We start from the raw sequence: 14,638 nt of genomic DNA, 5'->3' as shown, positions 1-14,638 counted from the left end.
ATGCGGCTGCTGCGGTCCATAGCGTATGATAAATATAGAAGAAACGTACGGGAGGGATTGGCGTCATGACAGTGACTGCGGGAAGACAGAGCGGATTCGGAGCGATATTGACGGACGAGAGCTTCGAGAGGCTGCGGGGCATCATGTACATCAAGAGCGTAGAAAAGGGCAGCTGCCTATTCTGGGAGGGAGACGCAGCCGACAAGCTGTTCTACATTTTCGAAGGCCGAATCAAATCGACGAAGATGTCTGACGCAGGCCGATCTTTGACCCTCTATCTGCATCAAAACGGCGATCTCATCGGCCAGATGGAGCCTTTTAAAGATTCCACGCACAGCACCTCTGCAGAGGTGACGGAGGATGCCAAGGTGGGCGTTATCCAGCGCAAGGATCTGGAGACTCTGCTCTGGCAGCATGGCGACCTGGCTTTGGAATTTATGAAGTGGATGGGGCTGATGCATCGGCTGACCCAGACGAAATTCCGTGATCTCATGTTGTTCGGCAAGACCGGCGCCCTCTGTTCGTTGCTGATCCGTCTATGCAATTCTTACGGAGAAGAGAACGAAGAAGGTATCCGGATCGATCTGAAGCTCAGCAACACAGAGATGGCGGACATGATCGGCGCAACCCGCGAGAGCGTCAATCGGATGCTTGCCGATCTTAAAAAGGAAAATGTGATTACGTACAAGGACGGCCACTATACCGTAAATCGGATTGAATACTTGAAGGAAGTATGCTGCTGCGAGAATTGTCCGAAGGAAGTATGTCGAATGTAACGTAATTAGGAGTGCGTGTTCAAAAGTCCGGTTTAAGACTTTTTGACCAATCTCTAGAAGTCCCCGCCCGCAGACAGCCGGCGGGGACTTCTCGTTAACGATGCGGCCGGGCGCATACCCAGGTGGGGATAAGCGAGGCTTGAGAGGAGGAGCAATTGTGGAGTCATGGGAAGCTCTAAATGGTTACGATAGGCTGGCAACGGCGCTGGAAGATGCTGCACGGGAGCTAGGAGGCGATTTTGCGGCATTGGCGAAGCTTGTCTTACCCGATCGAAGAGGCAGATGGATCAGCACTTATGGTGCAAGCAGTTCGCGCCTTGCGCGAATGGAGCTGAGATCGGGCTTGGGTGTAGGCGGCATGGCTATTCGGCTCGGAGTACCCTATCAGGCAAGCGCCGAGAAAAATGCCCATATGCTTGGCGAATGTCCCGTCATGCTGGCGGAGCGGCTGGCAGCCGCGATCGCCATTCCTTTGCCTGCGCCCGCGAACGAATACGGAAGCAGCGTTCTTGTGGTTGGCAGAAGGGAGGAGGCGCATTCGTTTGAGGAGATTAAAATTCGGCAAATTTCCTCCAAAATGCCATTATGGATTGAACTATCGGCACTCTGGCGGTATGATGGGGGGAAATGGAATGTCATGATGAATGGAGGAGTGGGATGATTAGGATTGTCATCGTGGATGACCATGCCATGGTTCGTTCCGGCCTGAAGATGCTGCTTAGCAGCAAGGGAGAAATCGAGGTCGTGGCAGAAGGCGCCGACGGAGACGAAGGCATTCGGGCGGCGATGGAGCATCATCCGGACGTCGTCCTTATGGATCTGAGCATGCCTCAAGGGAAAGACGGAATTACAGCTGCGTCGGAGCTCAAAAAGCTGCTGCCCGATGTGGCTGTTCTTATGTTGTCGATGCACGACGATTCGGAATATCTATTCCGCGCGATTGAGGCGGGGGCATCGGGGTACGTCCTAAAGAGCGCTCCCCACGAAGAGCTGCTGAACGCGATTCGCACCGTATCTTCGGGGGCAGCCTACTTGTATCCGTCGGCAACCAGGCAGCTGATGAATCGTTATGTGGCTGGCGCGAAAAAGGATGAAAGCGACGCCTTCGACTCCTTGTCGGAGAGAGAGAGGGAAGTGCTGTCCCTTGCGGCCAAGGGATATGGCAATAAAGAGATCGCCGAGCTTCTCTTTATTAGCGTGAAGACGGTAGAGTCTCATAAGAGCAACGTCATGGAGAAGTTGGGACTGAAGACGCGGCCGGAGCTGATTCAATACGCTATGAAGAAGGGACTGCTGCAATTTGACTAAAGGCGAGAATGCCGGGGAGAGCCTTCAAGGCAACAGAATGATTGCGGGACGGGTCGACGCTTTGTTGTCCCAGCTGGCAGACCATGTAAGTGACGTGAGGTTCCGCGAGGAGCTGCGCCAGTCGCTCAAGCAACTTGCGGACGTGAAGTTTGCGCTCGATGAATCGTCGATTGTAGCCGTTACGGATGCGAGAGGCAAAATCGTATACGTGAATGATAAATTTTGCGAAATTTCCAAGTATCCGCGCGAAGAGCTGATGGGAAAAGATCATCGGATCATTAATTCAGGTTATCATCCCAAGTCGTTTATGCGGGAGCTTTGGGCGACGATCGGTTCGGGCAAAGTATGGTCGGGCGATATTAAGAACCGCGCCAAAGACGGATCGAATTATTGGGTGAATACGACGATTGTGCCTTTTGTCGGCGAGAACGGAAAACCGTATCAGTATTTGGCCATCAGAAGCGAGGTTACCCGTCTCAAGAAGGTGGAGGAAGAGCTGAAGGAGACTCTGGAGAAGGTGTTGACGATCCAGGAGGACGAACGCAAGAAGTTTTCCAGGGAGCTCCACGACGGCATCGGACAAAGCTTGTTCTCGTTGCTCATCCAGTTGGATCGCGTCATTGCGAATCCGGATCGGGAAGTCGGCGATTTGCGGTTCTTGCGGGAAAATGTAGCCGGCATCATCGAGGAGGTCCGCGGTCTTGCATGGGAGCTGCGCCCATCGGTATTGGATGATATGGGCATTGAACCGGCGATTCGCTCGTATATCGGCAATTATGAGTCGCATTACGGCATCGAAATCGATTTTAAATGCAAGCTTGCGACCCGTCTCGGTATCCGAGTCGAGACGGTGATGTATAGAGTTATCCAGGAGGCGCTGACGAATATCGCCAAGTATGCAGACGTGTCCGATGCCGCGGTATCGATTCTTGAAGACGGCGAAGAGGTTGTAGTCCGGATCGTCGATGATGGCGCCGGCTTCGATACCACTGCAGTCTCTGTAGGCGTAGGACGCTTTAGCATGGCAGAGCGGGCCCGGATAGCCGGAGGCAGTCTTAACGTGGAGTCGGAGCTTGGCAGGGGAACGATCGTTACGCTCAGAATTCCGCATTCGCGGAAAAATTAATACATTGTGATTTAAATCACATACCCATTCAAAATCGTAGCTTATAATAAGAATCAAGAAGGAGGTTGAAGGCCATGAACAAGACGGCTTTCGTCATCGGATGCCAAGGAATCCGCTTCGCCAGAGTCAAGCGGCGATCCTGCCGCAGAAAATCGCAAGAAGTCGTATTCGTCTAAATGACGGATTCCTCTACTCAATAATGTGAAATAAATCACATACTATACTATGGGAGTGAACAATCATGATGAAATGGCTGAGAGAAAATGTGTACGCTGCTGGTATCGTAACGATTGTAAGGTTGATTGTCGGCTGGGCTTGGCTGGATGCGGGCTTCCATAAACTAAAAGGAGGCTTTGATGCAACAGGATACTTGAAAAACGCCGTTGCCAACCCTGTCATGGATAAAGCAACGAACGAACTGGTGTATCCGACATTCACCAAATTCATCGAGCACTTCGCATTGCCTAACGTAAAGCTCATTAACATCTTGATCCCCGTCGGTGAGTTCCTGGTCGGCGTAGGGTTGATCGTCGGCGGACTGACGGCGGCGGCCGCTTTCTTCGGACTCGCGATGAACTTCATGTTCCTCTTCGCGGGAACGGTAAGCACAAACCCTTGGCTGGTACTGCTGGGCGTAATCGTACTCCTTGCAGGAACCAACGCCGGCAGATTCGGACTTGACCACTACCTGCTGCCGATCATTCGCAAAGGCTGGCTTCGTGTAAAAGGCAGAGGCGGAGCGGCGGGAACGGGAACAGGAGCGGGAGCGGGCGGCAAACTGAACGGAAATACGCTTTAATACGATCACAATTCAAGGAAGCGGAGGCGTTGAACATGACTGCACAGGCAAAGAACGAGGACGTCGACAACGAGCTGACCCAATTCATGCTGCATCATTGCTATACCTGTCCCGACGCGAACGAGTGCGACACGGAGGCCAGATGCCGGGCTTGCATGGAGGAGAAGCGAGAGAAGAGGGAGGAGGAAGAGGGAAGGCAGCTGACTCGAAATCAATTAAAGGAATACGCGCTGTAAAGCGCGAAGCGCCTCAAGAGGCCGAGGGAAACCACGGCGCCTGAGGCGCTCTTTTTTTATCGTACATTTGAAAATATCGCGGATTCTGATAAACTATTAGCTATAGGTAAATTGAAACAGGAGGAATAGGACATGTATGAAGCAATGGTATTGTTACACGTGTTAGGAGCAGTCGGAATGGGGTTTTATGTCGTGCTGCCGATTATGCTGGGGGGAGCCTCCAAAAGCGACGGGAACGGACAAGCCGGTTTGGCGAAGGGACTATTATCCGCCAATCGCATTGCGCAATACTTTCTCATTGTGCAGCTGCTGACGGGCGGATATCTGATGTCCCAAGGCGATTACGCCGTCGCCTGGATGATTATCATAACGCTCTTGTTTCTTGGCATTGCCGCTCTCGGCGGAATCGCATCCAAGCCGCTTAAGGGAATCGTATCGGCTATCCAGTCGGGTCAAAGTACGACAGCTTACGTCAATAATGCAAAGATCATGAGCTTGATTATTCTCGTGCTATATGTAGCAATCGTTTATTTTATGGTATTCCGATTCTAAAATAATAATTTGAGTTGTTAGTACATTGAGGGGGAAGTTGCCGTGCGTGAGGGTTCACCACAGATTGTAACGTTCGGAGAGACAATGGCTCTCTTTATGCCGGAAGAGCACAAGGCGATTGAGAGGGCTTCCAAGCTTGAGCAAGGGTTCGGAGGCGCGGAAAGCAACGTGGCCATCGGACTTGCAAGGCTGGGTGCTTCCGTAGGCTGGTTCGGCGCGCTTGGCAACGATCCGTTTGGCAAGCTGATCTTGAAAACGCTTCGCGGCGAAGGCGTCGATGTATCCCGCGCCAACCTAAGCGGCGAAGCGCCGACAGGGATGATGTTCCGCGAGCATGTGGCGGGCCGTCTCGCCGTCCATTATTTCCGCAAACATTCGGCTGCCAGCCGCATGCGTCCCGAGGATCTCGACGAGGACTACATCCGCGGAGCGAAGCTGCTTCATATCACCGGCATTACGACCGCGCTCAGCGATAGCTGCCGCAGTACGGTCCGCCGCGCCATAGACGTCGCCAAGGAAGCGGGCGTGCAGATCAGCTTCGATCCTAACCTTAGGCTGAAGTTATGGTCCATCGAGGAAGCTCGCGAGACCTTGCTGCCGCTTATACAGGAAGCGGATTATTTCCTGCCGGGCTGGGACGAGCTGAAGCTGTTGTATCAGACCGACGATTACAAGGAGGTCAAAGCCAAGCTTGCAGAGCTTAAGGCAATCAGCGTAGTTAAAGGAATGGGAGACTCGACGATAGTGCTTAATAAAGGCGAAGAGACTTCCATTCCTTTCTACCCTGCGGAGCAGGTTGTGGATACCGTCGGCGCAGGCGACGGCTTCTGCGCGGGTTTCCTTGCGGGTCTGATGAAGGGCATGTCGCCCGTAGAGGCCGTTCGTCTCGCCAGCATTAACGGCTCGCTCGTCGTTCAGATGCGCGGCGATTGGGAAGCGTTGCCGGAATGGGAAGTCGTGGAGCAGCGGATGTCGGCGAAGGCGTGGGTGGAACGCTAATGACGACGGAGCTTACCGGAGGTTCCAAGGGCCAGCGACGGAGGGAAGCGATTTTGCAGCTGTTAAAGCAGCAGGGACGCATTACGATTACGGAGATGGTGGAGCGGTTCGGCTGCTCGGAGGCGACCGCGCGCAGAGATTTGGAGCAGATGGAAGGCGTATATCCCGTTATTCGCACGATCGGCGGAGCCATGTACGATGGCATGGGGACGATGCGAGAGCTGCCTTTCGCGGAGAAGGAAGGACTCTCTATTCTCGAGAAAGAGAAGATCGCGGCGCTTGCCGCGACGCTGATTCACGAAGGGGACGTCATCGGCCTTTCCGGCGGGACGACCAACTTCCTGCTCGCGAAGCTGCTCAAGCTGCGCAAGGGCATTACCGTCGTGACAAACGCGGTCAATATCGCGATGGAACTGGCAGGCAGTCAGATCCAGGTTGTCGTCACGGGCGGCATTATGCGCCATAACAGCTTCGAGTTATGCGGGCCTTTGGGCGAAGGGATGATCACGAATCTCCATATCGGCAAGATGTTCATCGGCATAGACGGCATCTCGGCAGCGGGCGGCATCTCTTCTTACTCCGAGCAGGAGGCGCAGATCGCGAAGGCGCTTATCAAGCGCTCGCAGGAAACGTATGCCGTATTCGACCACACGAAGAGCAACCGCAACTCGTTGTTCTCGGTAGCGGGCGTCGCAGAGCTGAAGGCCGTCATTACCGATCAGACTCTGTCGGGAGCCCTCGCCGCAGAGCTTGAGAGGCACGGCGTTGCGGTTTATGTAACGGACTAGTATAAAACAGCGGCATCCCAGGACTTTTCTATCGTCCAGGGCATGCCGCTGTTTTATTTTAAAGGCAAATCCAATGCGTTCCGCAGTTGAGGCCCGCTATTCCATTATGACATTGTCGAAGTAGAAGGTGCCGGTCTGTTGCTTGTAAGCATGCAGCACGACGCGTACCTGGGAGCCCGCGGCGGTAAAGGTGAGCAGCTTGTTCTGCACCAAGCTGCGGTAGTCGCCGACCTCATGAACGGCTGAGCCGTTGTAAACCCGCAAATAACCGTATGTCGCGTTATCCGAGCTCCACATGTCGGCGCTGATCGTATAGGATTGGTTCGGCGTCACGGCTACGTATTGCTCAGATTCGGCGGAAAAAGCGGTTGACGGGCTTAGGTTCAGCTTACCTCCCGAGATCAACGCCGATGCGGGAGATGCCGAAATATCCGTCCAGCCGGTCGTGTCCGAGAAGCCGCCATTGACGATCAAGTTCGGGCCGGAGGTCGGAGTGGGCGTGAGCGTAGGCGTCGGACTTGGCGTTGTTGTCGGACTCAGAGTTGGCGTAGGGGATGGACTTGGCGTAATCGTAGGCGTTGGACTCGGCGTCGCTGTCGGCGAAGGCGTGCCGCCGGTAGATTGCGCCTTCGGGTATTGATCGAAAGAAGCCCAATCGTTCGTGCCAGGGAAATACGATTCCGGAACGGCGACGTCGCCTGCTTGGTTAAACGGCGTAATGCGAACCCAGTCGACGACCATCTCCGTCGTGTCGAAGTTGGCTTTGCCCGCCCAGTTGCGAGGGAACCACGCCGCGATCCAGAATCTTGCCGTGTTGGTTGGGACATGCGTATAGGTCGTGTTCACCAGTTGGTCGTCGACGTAAAATTCGACGCGCGGCGTCTGGCCGGAGTCGCCCGTATGCCAATCGAAGCGATACGTATGGAACTGGCCGTCGTCCTGAGGCGAACCCAGATCGGTGTAGTTGGTCGTATATTCGTCTTCGTTCTCGCCGACCCATGTATTAAGAAGCGCCTTGCTGAACGAGAAGTTTTCGTGCGCGGCGTTCGGCCGTCCCGGGAATTCGATGTCGATCTCGTGATTGATCGCGTAATAGCCGTCATCGTCGATGCATCCCACCGGCTTGCATTGGAAGCCGGGATCGGCCGGATACAGCTCCTGGTAGTGGAAGGTCCAGAGGGCCGACGAGACGCCAAACTTCGGCGCAACCTTCATTCGCACCTCGTACGAGCCCGAGCCGTAGTAGGCGTTGGTCGCCACGGCGGCTCCGACGCGCTTGCCGTCGGTTCGCTGGCTGCCGTCCTTGTTGATGCCCATGACGGGTCCGGTGTATTTGTTGCCATGGGCTTCTAAGATCAGATTGCCGTCACGCAACTTTACGTTCTGCGGCACGACTCCGCCGTTAAAGCTCATTTGCCCGCCGAGCTGACCGCCCCAGTTTTTATTGGCGATCTTCCATTTGCCGGGATCCAGCGCATCGCCCGTGAAGTCGTCGAACAAAACGTCGGTCTGGGCGGCAGGATCACGGTCGGACCAGCCGTCGTTCGGGAACGACTCCGGGAACCAATCGTCGCCGGGCTGCTCGAACGGCGTAATGCGAACCCAATCGACATCCAGCGTCTCGGTGTCGAAGTTCGGCGTGCCCGCCCAGTTGTTCGGGAACCAGGCGCCGATCCAGAGGCGGCTTGCGTTGGTCGGCACATGGTCGTAGTTGGTCTGAAGCAATACGTCGTCGATGTAGAACTCGACGCGTTTCTGCTCGCCGTCGCCGCCCGTATGCCAGTCGAACCGGTACGTGTGGAACTGGCCGTCGTTGACCGCTTGCCCAAGCTCTACGTATTCGGTCGTATATTCGTCTTCGTTTTCTCCGATCCACGTATTGAACAGTCCCCGATCGTAGGAGATATTCGTATGCGCGGGACCGGGTCTGCCAGGGAACTCCATGTCGATCTCATGGTTGACGGCGTAATAGTCTTGCCCGCCAACGGGCTTTTCCTTGTAGGCGGGATCTCCCGGATAGAACTCTTGATAGCTGAACGTCCAGATCGCGGAGGCAACGCCAAGCGAAGGCGCAACCTTCATGCGAACCTCGTAGCTGCCCGAGGCAAAATAATCTTTGGTAGCGATCGCTCCGCCAACGCGCTTGCCGTCGGCGCGCTGCGAGTAGTCCTTGTTTATGCCTTTGACAGAACCGGAATATTGATCTCCATAAGCCTCGATGATCAGCTTTCCGTCGTCAACCGACACGTTCTGAGGCAGAACGCCTCCGTTGGCGCCGCTGCCTCCCCATTGTCTGTAAGCCTTCAGCCATTTGTTGGTGTCGAGCTCGTCGCCTTCAAAATCGTCGAAGAACACTTCTGTCCGATACGCGTTCGTAGAGTTCGGTTTCTCCAGCGCTATCATCCCCATTAATAGCGCGATGACCAGGAAGGCGATTGCAGGTACAGAATAAAATCTGAATTTTACACTCACCATTCATTCCTCCTAATTGTGAAGTTCCTCTGACTGAACGCGCTAGCATTCTTCTACTCGCCTACAATCCGGAAGTCGATATTGTTAGGCGGCGGAAAGGACAGCTTCACCTCCTTGATATGCTGCTCGCCGAACGGTTCTCCGAGCTCTTTCGCAAGCTTCCTCGCGTGATAGCCGTACCAGAGATCGATGATCAGCAGCTCCCCTTCGCGGATGACCGCGAATTCCTGCAGGAACAGGCGGTTGATAAATGCTTCTTCTCCCAGCTCCAGCGCAGCCGCCCCGACGATGATCTGAATGCGGTCCGCGGATTGTTGCTTGCCCGGCAGAGATTTATAAAAGCTCCAAGCATCTTGGTAGCGTTCGGCCTCGATCAGCAGCCGGATATATTCTTCGGAGAGCGCCTGATCCGGGAAGATTGGAGTCAAAGACAGCGCCTCGTCCCAATAGGCTAGTGCTTCCGCCAGCTTCCCGTCGCGTCGCATCGCTTCCGCAAGATTGCGGTACGCCCATATGGACGGCTGCAGGGAGAGCGACGTACGCCACGCCTCGATGGCTTCTTCCTCGCGGCCATGCTCGTATAACATGACGCCGAGATGGAGATGCTCGTTCCAGCTGCCATGGCGGACTGTCGACACAATGTCGGACAGCAGCGTCAACCATTCGTCCTGTACCATCCAGGAGCGGGGCTGCTCTTCCGGTGTTCGCTCCGGCATGCGACCATCCGCGAGCAAGCGGAGCCAATCCGCATATTCGGCATCCGCGTCTTCCGGATCGAGCGGAGGGAATACAAAGCCTTGCGGCAGCGATCCTAGGCCTTGCCGCTCGCGGCGAGCCTGTTCGAGCGATCCCCAGCCGGAGCCCGCGAACAGCGTTTCGCCAGGCGGCTTCAAACTTTCCTCCGCCAGCGTTTCGTGCAGCCTCAGCAGCTCCTCTTGCGGAATCCGCAGCTCCACTTGATCCCGGACATATCCGTTCGCCGGGTGCCAGTCTGGTCCGATCGCCCGATCGACGGCCACGTCCGACATGCCGAATACTTGGGTAAAAGACCACTCCGTGTCCGGCGGCATGTCCAGCCCATGCATTTGCGTCGGAGCGAAGCCGCCTTGAATCTCGATATAGTTGCCTTCGCCGGGACGCGACAGGAAGTCGCACCAGCGCCTGCCGCCGGCATGATGGCCCCAGCAGAACATCTTGCGGTAACGCAGCAAAGAGGAGGAACGCTCGTAGAACATCCTGCCGTCTTCATAGACGACCGCTTCCCACGGCGCCTTGGCCGCCTCCGGCGTCTGGAAAAAATATTCGTTCGAGAACGGGAAGTTCATCGGATACGACACGTCGGCGCCGGGAACGGTCGGCAGCAGGGGAAGGGTGCCGAGCCCGAATCCCTTGACGCCGTGGTCGATATAGATCACCTCGTCCGTTTCCGAAAATACGCGCGCCTGCGGTGTCTCCGGAACCGCGATATTCGTCCACCAATACATGGGCACCGAAACGTCGTTATCGTTGACGATCCGGACATGGAGCTGCAATTGCTCCGAGCCGGGAGGCAGATGGAAATCCATTTGCCAGAACACGTTTTTGCAGCGCTCGTAATCAAACAGGCGAAGGAACTCATGGCCGTTTGAGTCGGCCAACTTGGCGGCGTGCATGGGGGAGCAGGTGCCGAACGTATGACCGACCTGCCCGATGTTCCATTCGATGCCCCCCGAGAACCAAGCGTTTAGAATCGCGAGATTGCCGGGGCGGAAGACGGGATTGGCATACAAGATATCGCGATTGGTCTCTTTGTCGACGAGGGAATACAGCCTGCCGCCATAGCGGGGGAGAAAGGTGGCGCGCAGCTTCTCGTTCTCGAGCACGATCGTTTCGATATTCATCGGTTGGAGTTTACGGGAGTAACGGTCTTGCATGCGGTAAGGCAAGTAACGCTCCCCCGTCTCGTATCCGAGCTTTTCGCGCTGCCGTTCGGTCAATGTCCCGTTGTCGTTCGTTTCCCGGTTCCGATTGCGGCTCATGAACATGGGCAGCGGATTGTTGCCTTCTATAGGGGCTCCGTCCAACTGAAGCATGGATGGATACACAGCCATGAATCTCAGCCTCCTGGCGTTAGGTATGATGGCCCTCCAACACGTTTTTGCGGTATTCGGAGGGGCTTACGCCGACCATTTTCTTAAACAGCCGGTTAAAATAAAAAGGGTCCTCGATCCCGACCGACAATGCGACTTCCTTGATGCGCGCGTCTCGTTGCTTCAGGAGCTCCACGGCGCGGTCTATTTTGAGCTCGTTAATATATTGAAAAATGCTCTTGCCGGTATCCTGCTTAAAAATCCGGCAGAGATAACTTTCGTTGAGGCTGACGCTTGTGGCCAGCATATCCAGCGTCATCTTGTCGTCCAGGCGCTCGTGCAGGATGGCGATGACCTGCAGCACTTCCTTGCGGCAACTATGCCGCTTGGCGTCCCGCAGCATGGACGAGAGATGGCGCAGCGCCTCCCGTGCCGCCTCCGTGAGCTGTCCCAGCGATTCGGCCTGTATAATACGCTGCCGGAACGCTGTCATGGAGCCGCCGCCAGACGACTCGACGCTGCGGTCGTTCAGCTTTCGCCACTTGGCGACGATGTGCTCCAGATCGGTAAACAGAATCAGGAAGACATTGCATACGAGCTCCGGCGCGCAGCACGCATCCGACATTTCGCCCAGTATGCCGGACATTAGCGCATCTAGCCGTTCTCCGTTTTCTTCTTCGAAGGCGGACTTGAAGCCGGCGGACCAATCGGGAAACCGCGTGCCCGTCAGCCTCTCGTCAAATGTGACGGAAGAAGCCGTCAGCACGAACCCCGCCTCCCGATAGAAGCTGATGACGGACGCGCCGCGGCATAACCGGAATTGCTGTCGCAGCTGGCCCAGTCCGTCAAACCGACCGCTGATCGCGACGTTGACGTCCAGGTTCAAATACGTGCGTATTAGCCTAACGATATGGGAAGCAAGCTGCAAGCTGTCCGCGCCTTCCTCGGTCCAAGCCGTATCATACAGCAGGGCGGCATAGTGCCCGTCGCCAAAGTCGACCAGTTCCATGTCGGTCACGTTCGACGCGATCTCTTTGATAATATTGATGACGGAAAAGTGCAGCAGCTTTCTGTTCTTCAGCTTGCCGGTCGCCAGCGTTTCCTTGTATCTGCAGATGGAGACGTAAAACAGATGCCCCTCCAGCCGGTCGAGCGGAATGGAGCATCGCTCCGCTTCGCGGATTGCGTCCTTTAATCCGCCGTCGTCCTCCAGAAGAAGCTCCTTCCAGGCGGCATTGCGCTTCTCGAGTTGCGTTTCGGTCAACTCGCGCTGAAGGCGCAGGCGATGCTCCCGGTCCTTGCGGTCCCGGGACAGCAGCTCGCCCGCCTTGCCGATTGCCTGGAGTAGATCGTCGGGCCGCAAAGTCAGCTTAAGCAGGTAGTCTACGGCGCCGATCTTCATCGCCTCCCGGACAAGCTCGTAATCGCCATGGTTGCTGAGCACGACGCTTCGTCCGGAGAAGCCGCGTTCCGCCAAGGCGTGCAGCAGCTCGATGCCGTTCATGTTCGGCATCTTGAGATCGGTAATGACGATATCGATCGGGGAGGCGTCGATTAATTGAAGCGCTTGCTTGCCGTCGGCGGCGGTGTCGACCAACTCCAGGCCGTTTTCTTCCCAGGAGATCATGGTGCGCATGGCAACCCGGATTGTCCGTTCATCGTCGACGATAATAACGCGCAGCATCGCCATCCCTCCTTCGTTCTATGTTGCGGATATAGAACCAATTCGAGCGAAGAGTGCCTTTATCCTTTAACCGCGCCTACCGTTATGCCGGATACGATTTTACCCGAGATAAAGATGTACAGGACGAATGTCGGAACGAATACGACCATCGAAGCGGCGAAGATGCCGGCATAGTTGCCGGAGTTGGTAAAGCCCTGCACGATGGATTGCAGCGCCAGTGCCAACGTGTGCGTCTTCGGGTTGTTGGCGAAAATCAGCGCGAAAATATAGTCGTTCCAGATGGCGATGAAGTTGAAGATCGATACCGTGATGAGGCCCGGTTGGGCGACGGGGAGCATCACCTTGACGAACGACTTGACCGGACCGCAGCCGTCGATGGCGGCGGACTCCTCCAGCTCCTTCGGAATGGAGGAGAAGAAGCCCGACAACAGGAAAACGCTGAACGGCACGTTGGTGCAAATATAGATCAGCACAAGCGTCAGGAGGGAGCCCGTCAGCTTTAGCTGAACGAACATGGTGAACAACGGAATCGTGATAAGCAGCGCCGGGATGGACAGCGCGGACAGGAACATCGTCTCCACCAGTCTTCGGCCCCGGAAGCGGACTCTGCCCAAGATGTAGGCGGCAGGCGCCGCGACGACGAGGACGCCGATGCAGGCGCTCACCGTGTAGATAACGCTGTTGAGGAAATAACGGCCCATGTTCATGTCTTTGAACAAAACGAGATAATTGGAGACATGCAGGCCGCTCTCGAAAAGTTCATTCGTGAAGATGCCTCTTGTCGTGCTAAACGACGCCAGGATGGCGAAGCCGAACAGGACGATCGTGAACATCAGCCAGAGATAAAGCGGGACGTAACGGATTTTATTGGCCATGGCGAAGTCCTCCGGTTAATATTCGAGACGCTCTTGGCGCCGGAACAAGAAGTTGATGATGGCCGAGATGACAAGAATGGACACCGTAATGATAACGCCGACGGTTGCGCCCGCTCCTACGTTAAAAGCAGACTCCTGATAGACGCTCGACTTGGCGCCGAACACCTTGATGTACATGTAGTAACCCGGCGTCATCGTCTCGGGACTTTCCTGCCCGAACGTGGCGGACCAGACGAAGAAGTTGATCGCTGTGATCGTCCAAAGCACCAGGGTCATGCGGAAAACATCCTGCAGGAGCGGCAGCGTAATGCGGAAAAACTTGGTCAATGGTCCGGCTCCCTCCAGCAGAGCCGCCTCGTAGAAGTCGTGCGGAATACGCTCCATGCCCGCGTTTAACAGCAGCATAAAGTAGCCGATGGAGCCGAAGCAATAAGCGATCAGCATGGACATGAACAGGTGGTCGTCGCTCGTCCATTGCAAATCGGCGAGGCCGTCCAGTCCGAGGAAGCGGAAGACGGTCGTCAGGAACCCGTAGCTGGAATTGAAAATGTAATGGAGCCAAACGACGCTAAGCACGACCGGTGTGACGGTGTTGGGCAAATAGACGAGCGACCGCCAAAAGCTTTTGCCCTTGACGCCGGACGACAGAATGGCAGCGAAGAGAAAAGCGAAAACCATGACGATGATGCCGCCGATCAGCCATATTTTGAACACGTTCCAGGCCGAATCGATGAAATAGGAGTTGTGGAGCAATTGCCAGTAGTTGTCGAAGCCGATAAACGACCAGTCCGACATACGGCTCGCGATGTTCGGGATTTCGAAGAAGCTCATGAGCAGCGCGCGAACGGTCGGATATAGGAAGATGCAGAGGTACAGCACGACCGCCGGCAGCAGAAATAAGGCAATGGTCGATCTGGTGATGCGCATGTCGTTTCCCTCCTGGGTGTAAAATGG

14 protein-coding genes are annotated in these 14,638 nt (G+C 55.6%); 9 read left to right on the top strand and 5 right to left on the bottom strand.

The genetic code is table 11. The features are described from left to right. The first annotated feature begins 65 nt into the window (after positions 1-65). From B1748_RS04200 to B1748_RS04160, 9 genes are all read left to right on the top strand, one after another. Positions 66-776 (top strand): Crp/Fnr family transcriptional regulator, encoded by a 711-nt coding sequence (locus tag B1748_RS04200; RefSeq protein WP_087566603.1) that lies wholly within the window; start codon positions 66-68, stop codon positions 774-776. A 157-nt stretch (positions 777-933) separates the two neighbouring features. Next, the gene (locus B1748_RS04195) at positions 934-1,437 is read left to right on the top strand and encodes a hypothetical protein (protein WP_087566602.1); all 504 of its coding nucleotides are present in this window, start codon (positions 934-936) and stop codon (positions 1,435-1,437) included. Beyond that, positions 1,434-2,084, top strand: a complete 651-nt coding sequence (locus B1748_RS04190) for a response regulator transcription factor (RefSeq protein ID WP_087566601.1) — start codon at positions 1,434-1,436, stop codon at positions 2,082-2,084. Before B1748_RS04195 ends, B1748_RS04190 begins: the two co-directional genes overlap by 4 nt. Positions 2,085-2,121: 37 nt before the next feature. Beyond that, complete coding sequence (locus tag B1748_RS04185) at positions 2,122-3,210, top strand: PAS domain-containing sensor histidine kinase (protein ID WP_087566911.1); 1,089 nt, start codon at positions 2,122-2,124, stop codon at positions 3,208-3,210. A 241-nt stretch (positions 3,211-3,451) separates the two neighbouring features. Then, entirely contained in the window at positions 3,452-4,009 is a 558-nt protein-coding gene (locus tag B1748_RS04180) for a DoxX family membrane protein (protein WP_373271247.1), read from the top strand. Positions 4,010-4,044: 35 nt separating this feature from the next. Then, a complete protein-coding gene (locus tag B1748_RS04175; protein ID WP_087566599.1) occupies positions 4,045-4,245 on the top strand; it encodes a hypothetical protein in 201 nt (66 codons plus the stop codon). 132 nt (positions 4,246-4,377) lie between these two features. Then, positions 4,378-4,797 carry a hypothetical protein gene (locus B1748_RS04170; protein WP_087566598.1) on the top strand — a complete coding sequence of 140 codons (420 nt, stop codon included), beginning with the start codon at positions 4,378-4,380 and terminating at the stop codon, positions 4,795-4,797. 42 nt (positions 4,798-4,839) lie between these two features. Then, positions 4,840-5,796, top strand: a complete 957-nt coding sequence (locus tag B1748_RS04165) for a sugar kinase (protein WP_087566597.1) — start codon at positions 4,840-4,842, stop codon at positions 5,794-5,796. Then, positions 5,796-6,584, top strand: a complete 789-nt coding sequence (locus tag B1748_RS04160) for a DeoR/GlpR family DNA-binding transcription regulator (protein ID WP_087566596.1) — start codon at positions 5,796-5,798, stop codon at positions 6,582-6,584. The genes B1748_RS04165 and B1748_RS04160 overlap by 1 nt, the downstream gene beginning before the upstream one ends. Before the next feature lie 96 nt (positions 6,585-6,680). Here B1748_RS04160 and B1748_RS04155 read toward each other — a convergent pair whose 3' ends face one another. Genes B1748_RS04155 through B1748_RS04135 form a run of 5 tightly spaced genes read right to left on the bottom strand, consistent with a single transcriptional unit; the run spans position 6,681 to position 14,611 of the window. Beyond that, positions 6,681-9,059, bottom strand: a complete 2,379-nt coding sequence (locus B1748_RS04155; RefSeq protein WP_087566595.1) for a family 16 glycosylhydrolase — start codon at positions 9,057-9,059, stop codon at positions 6,681-6,683. A gap of 50 nt (positions 9,060-9,109) precedes the next feature. Beyond that, positions 9,110-11,146: a DUF5107 domain-containing protein gene (locus B1748_RS04150; RefSeq protein ID WP_087566594.1), complete on the bottom strand. Its 2,037-nt coding sequence runs from the start codon at positions 11,144-11,146 to the stop codon at positions 9,110-9,112. A gap of 19 nt (positions 11,147-11,165) precedes the next feature. Further along, positions 11,166-12,809 (bottom strand): response regulator transcription factor, encoded by a 1,644-nt coding sequence (locus tag B1748_RS04145; RefSeq protein ID WP_179215376.1) that lies wholly within the window; start codon positions 12,807-12,809, stop codon positions 11,166-11,168. A gap of 59 nt (positions 12,810-12,868) precedes the next feature. Beyond that, a complete protein-coding gene (locus B1748_RS04140; protein ID WP_087566592.1) occupies positions 12,869-13,684 on the bottom strand; it encodes a carbohydrate ABC transporter permease in 816 nt (271 codons plus the stop codon). Positions 13,685-13,699: 15 nt separating this feature from the next. Then, entirely contained in the window at positions 13,700-14,611 is a 912-nt protein-coding gene (locus B1748_RS04135) for a carbohydrate ABC transporter permease (RefSeq protein WP_087566591.1), read from the bottom strand. Positions 14,612-14,638: the final 27 nt, after the last annotated feature.

It is taken from the genome of Paenibacillus sp. MY03 (assembly GCF_002165585.1).
Taxonomy (GTDB): Bacteria; Bacillota; Bacilli; order Paenibacillales; family Paenibacillaceae; genus Pristimantibacillus; species Pristimantibacillus agaridevorans.
The sequence above is the reverse complement of the archived record's forward strand: the minus strand, read 5'-3'. Positions and strand labels throughout refer to the sequence as shown.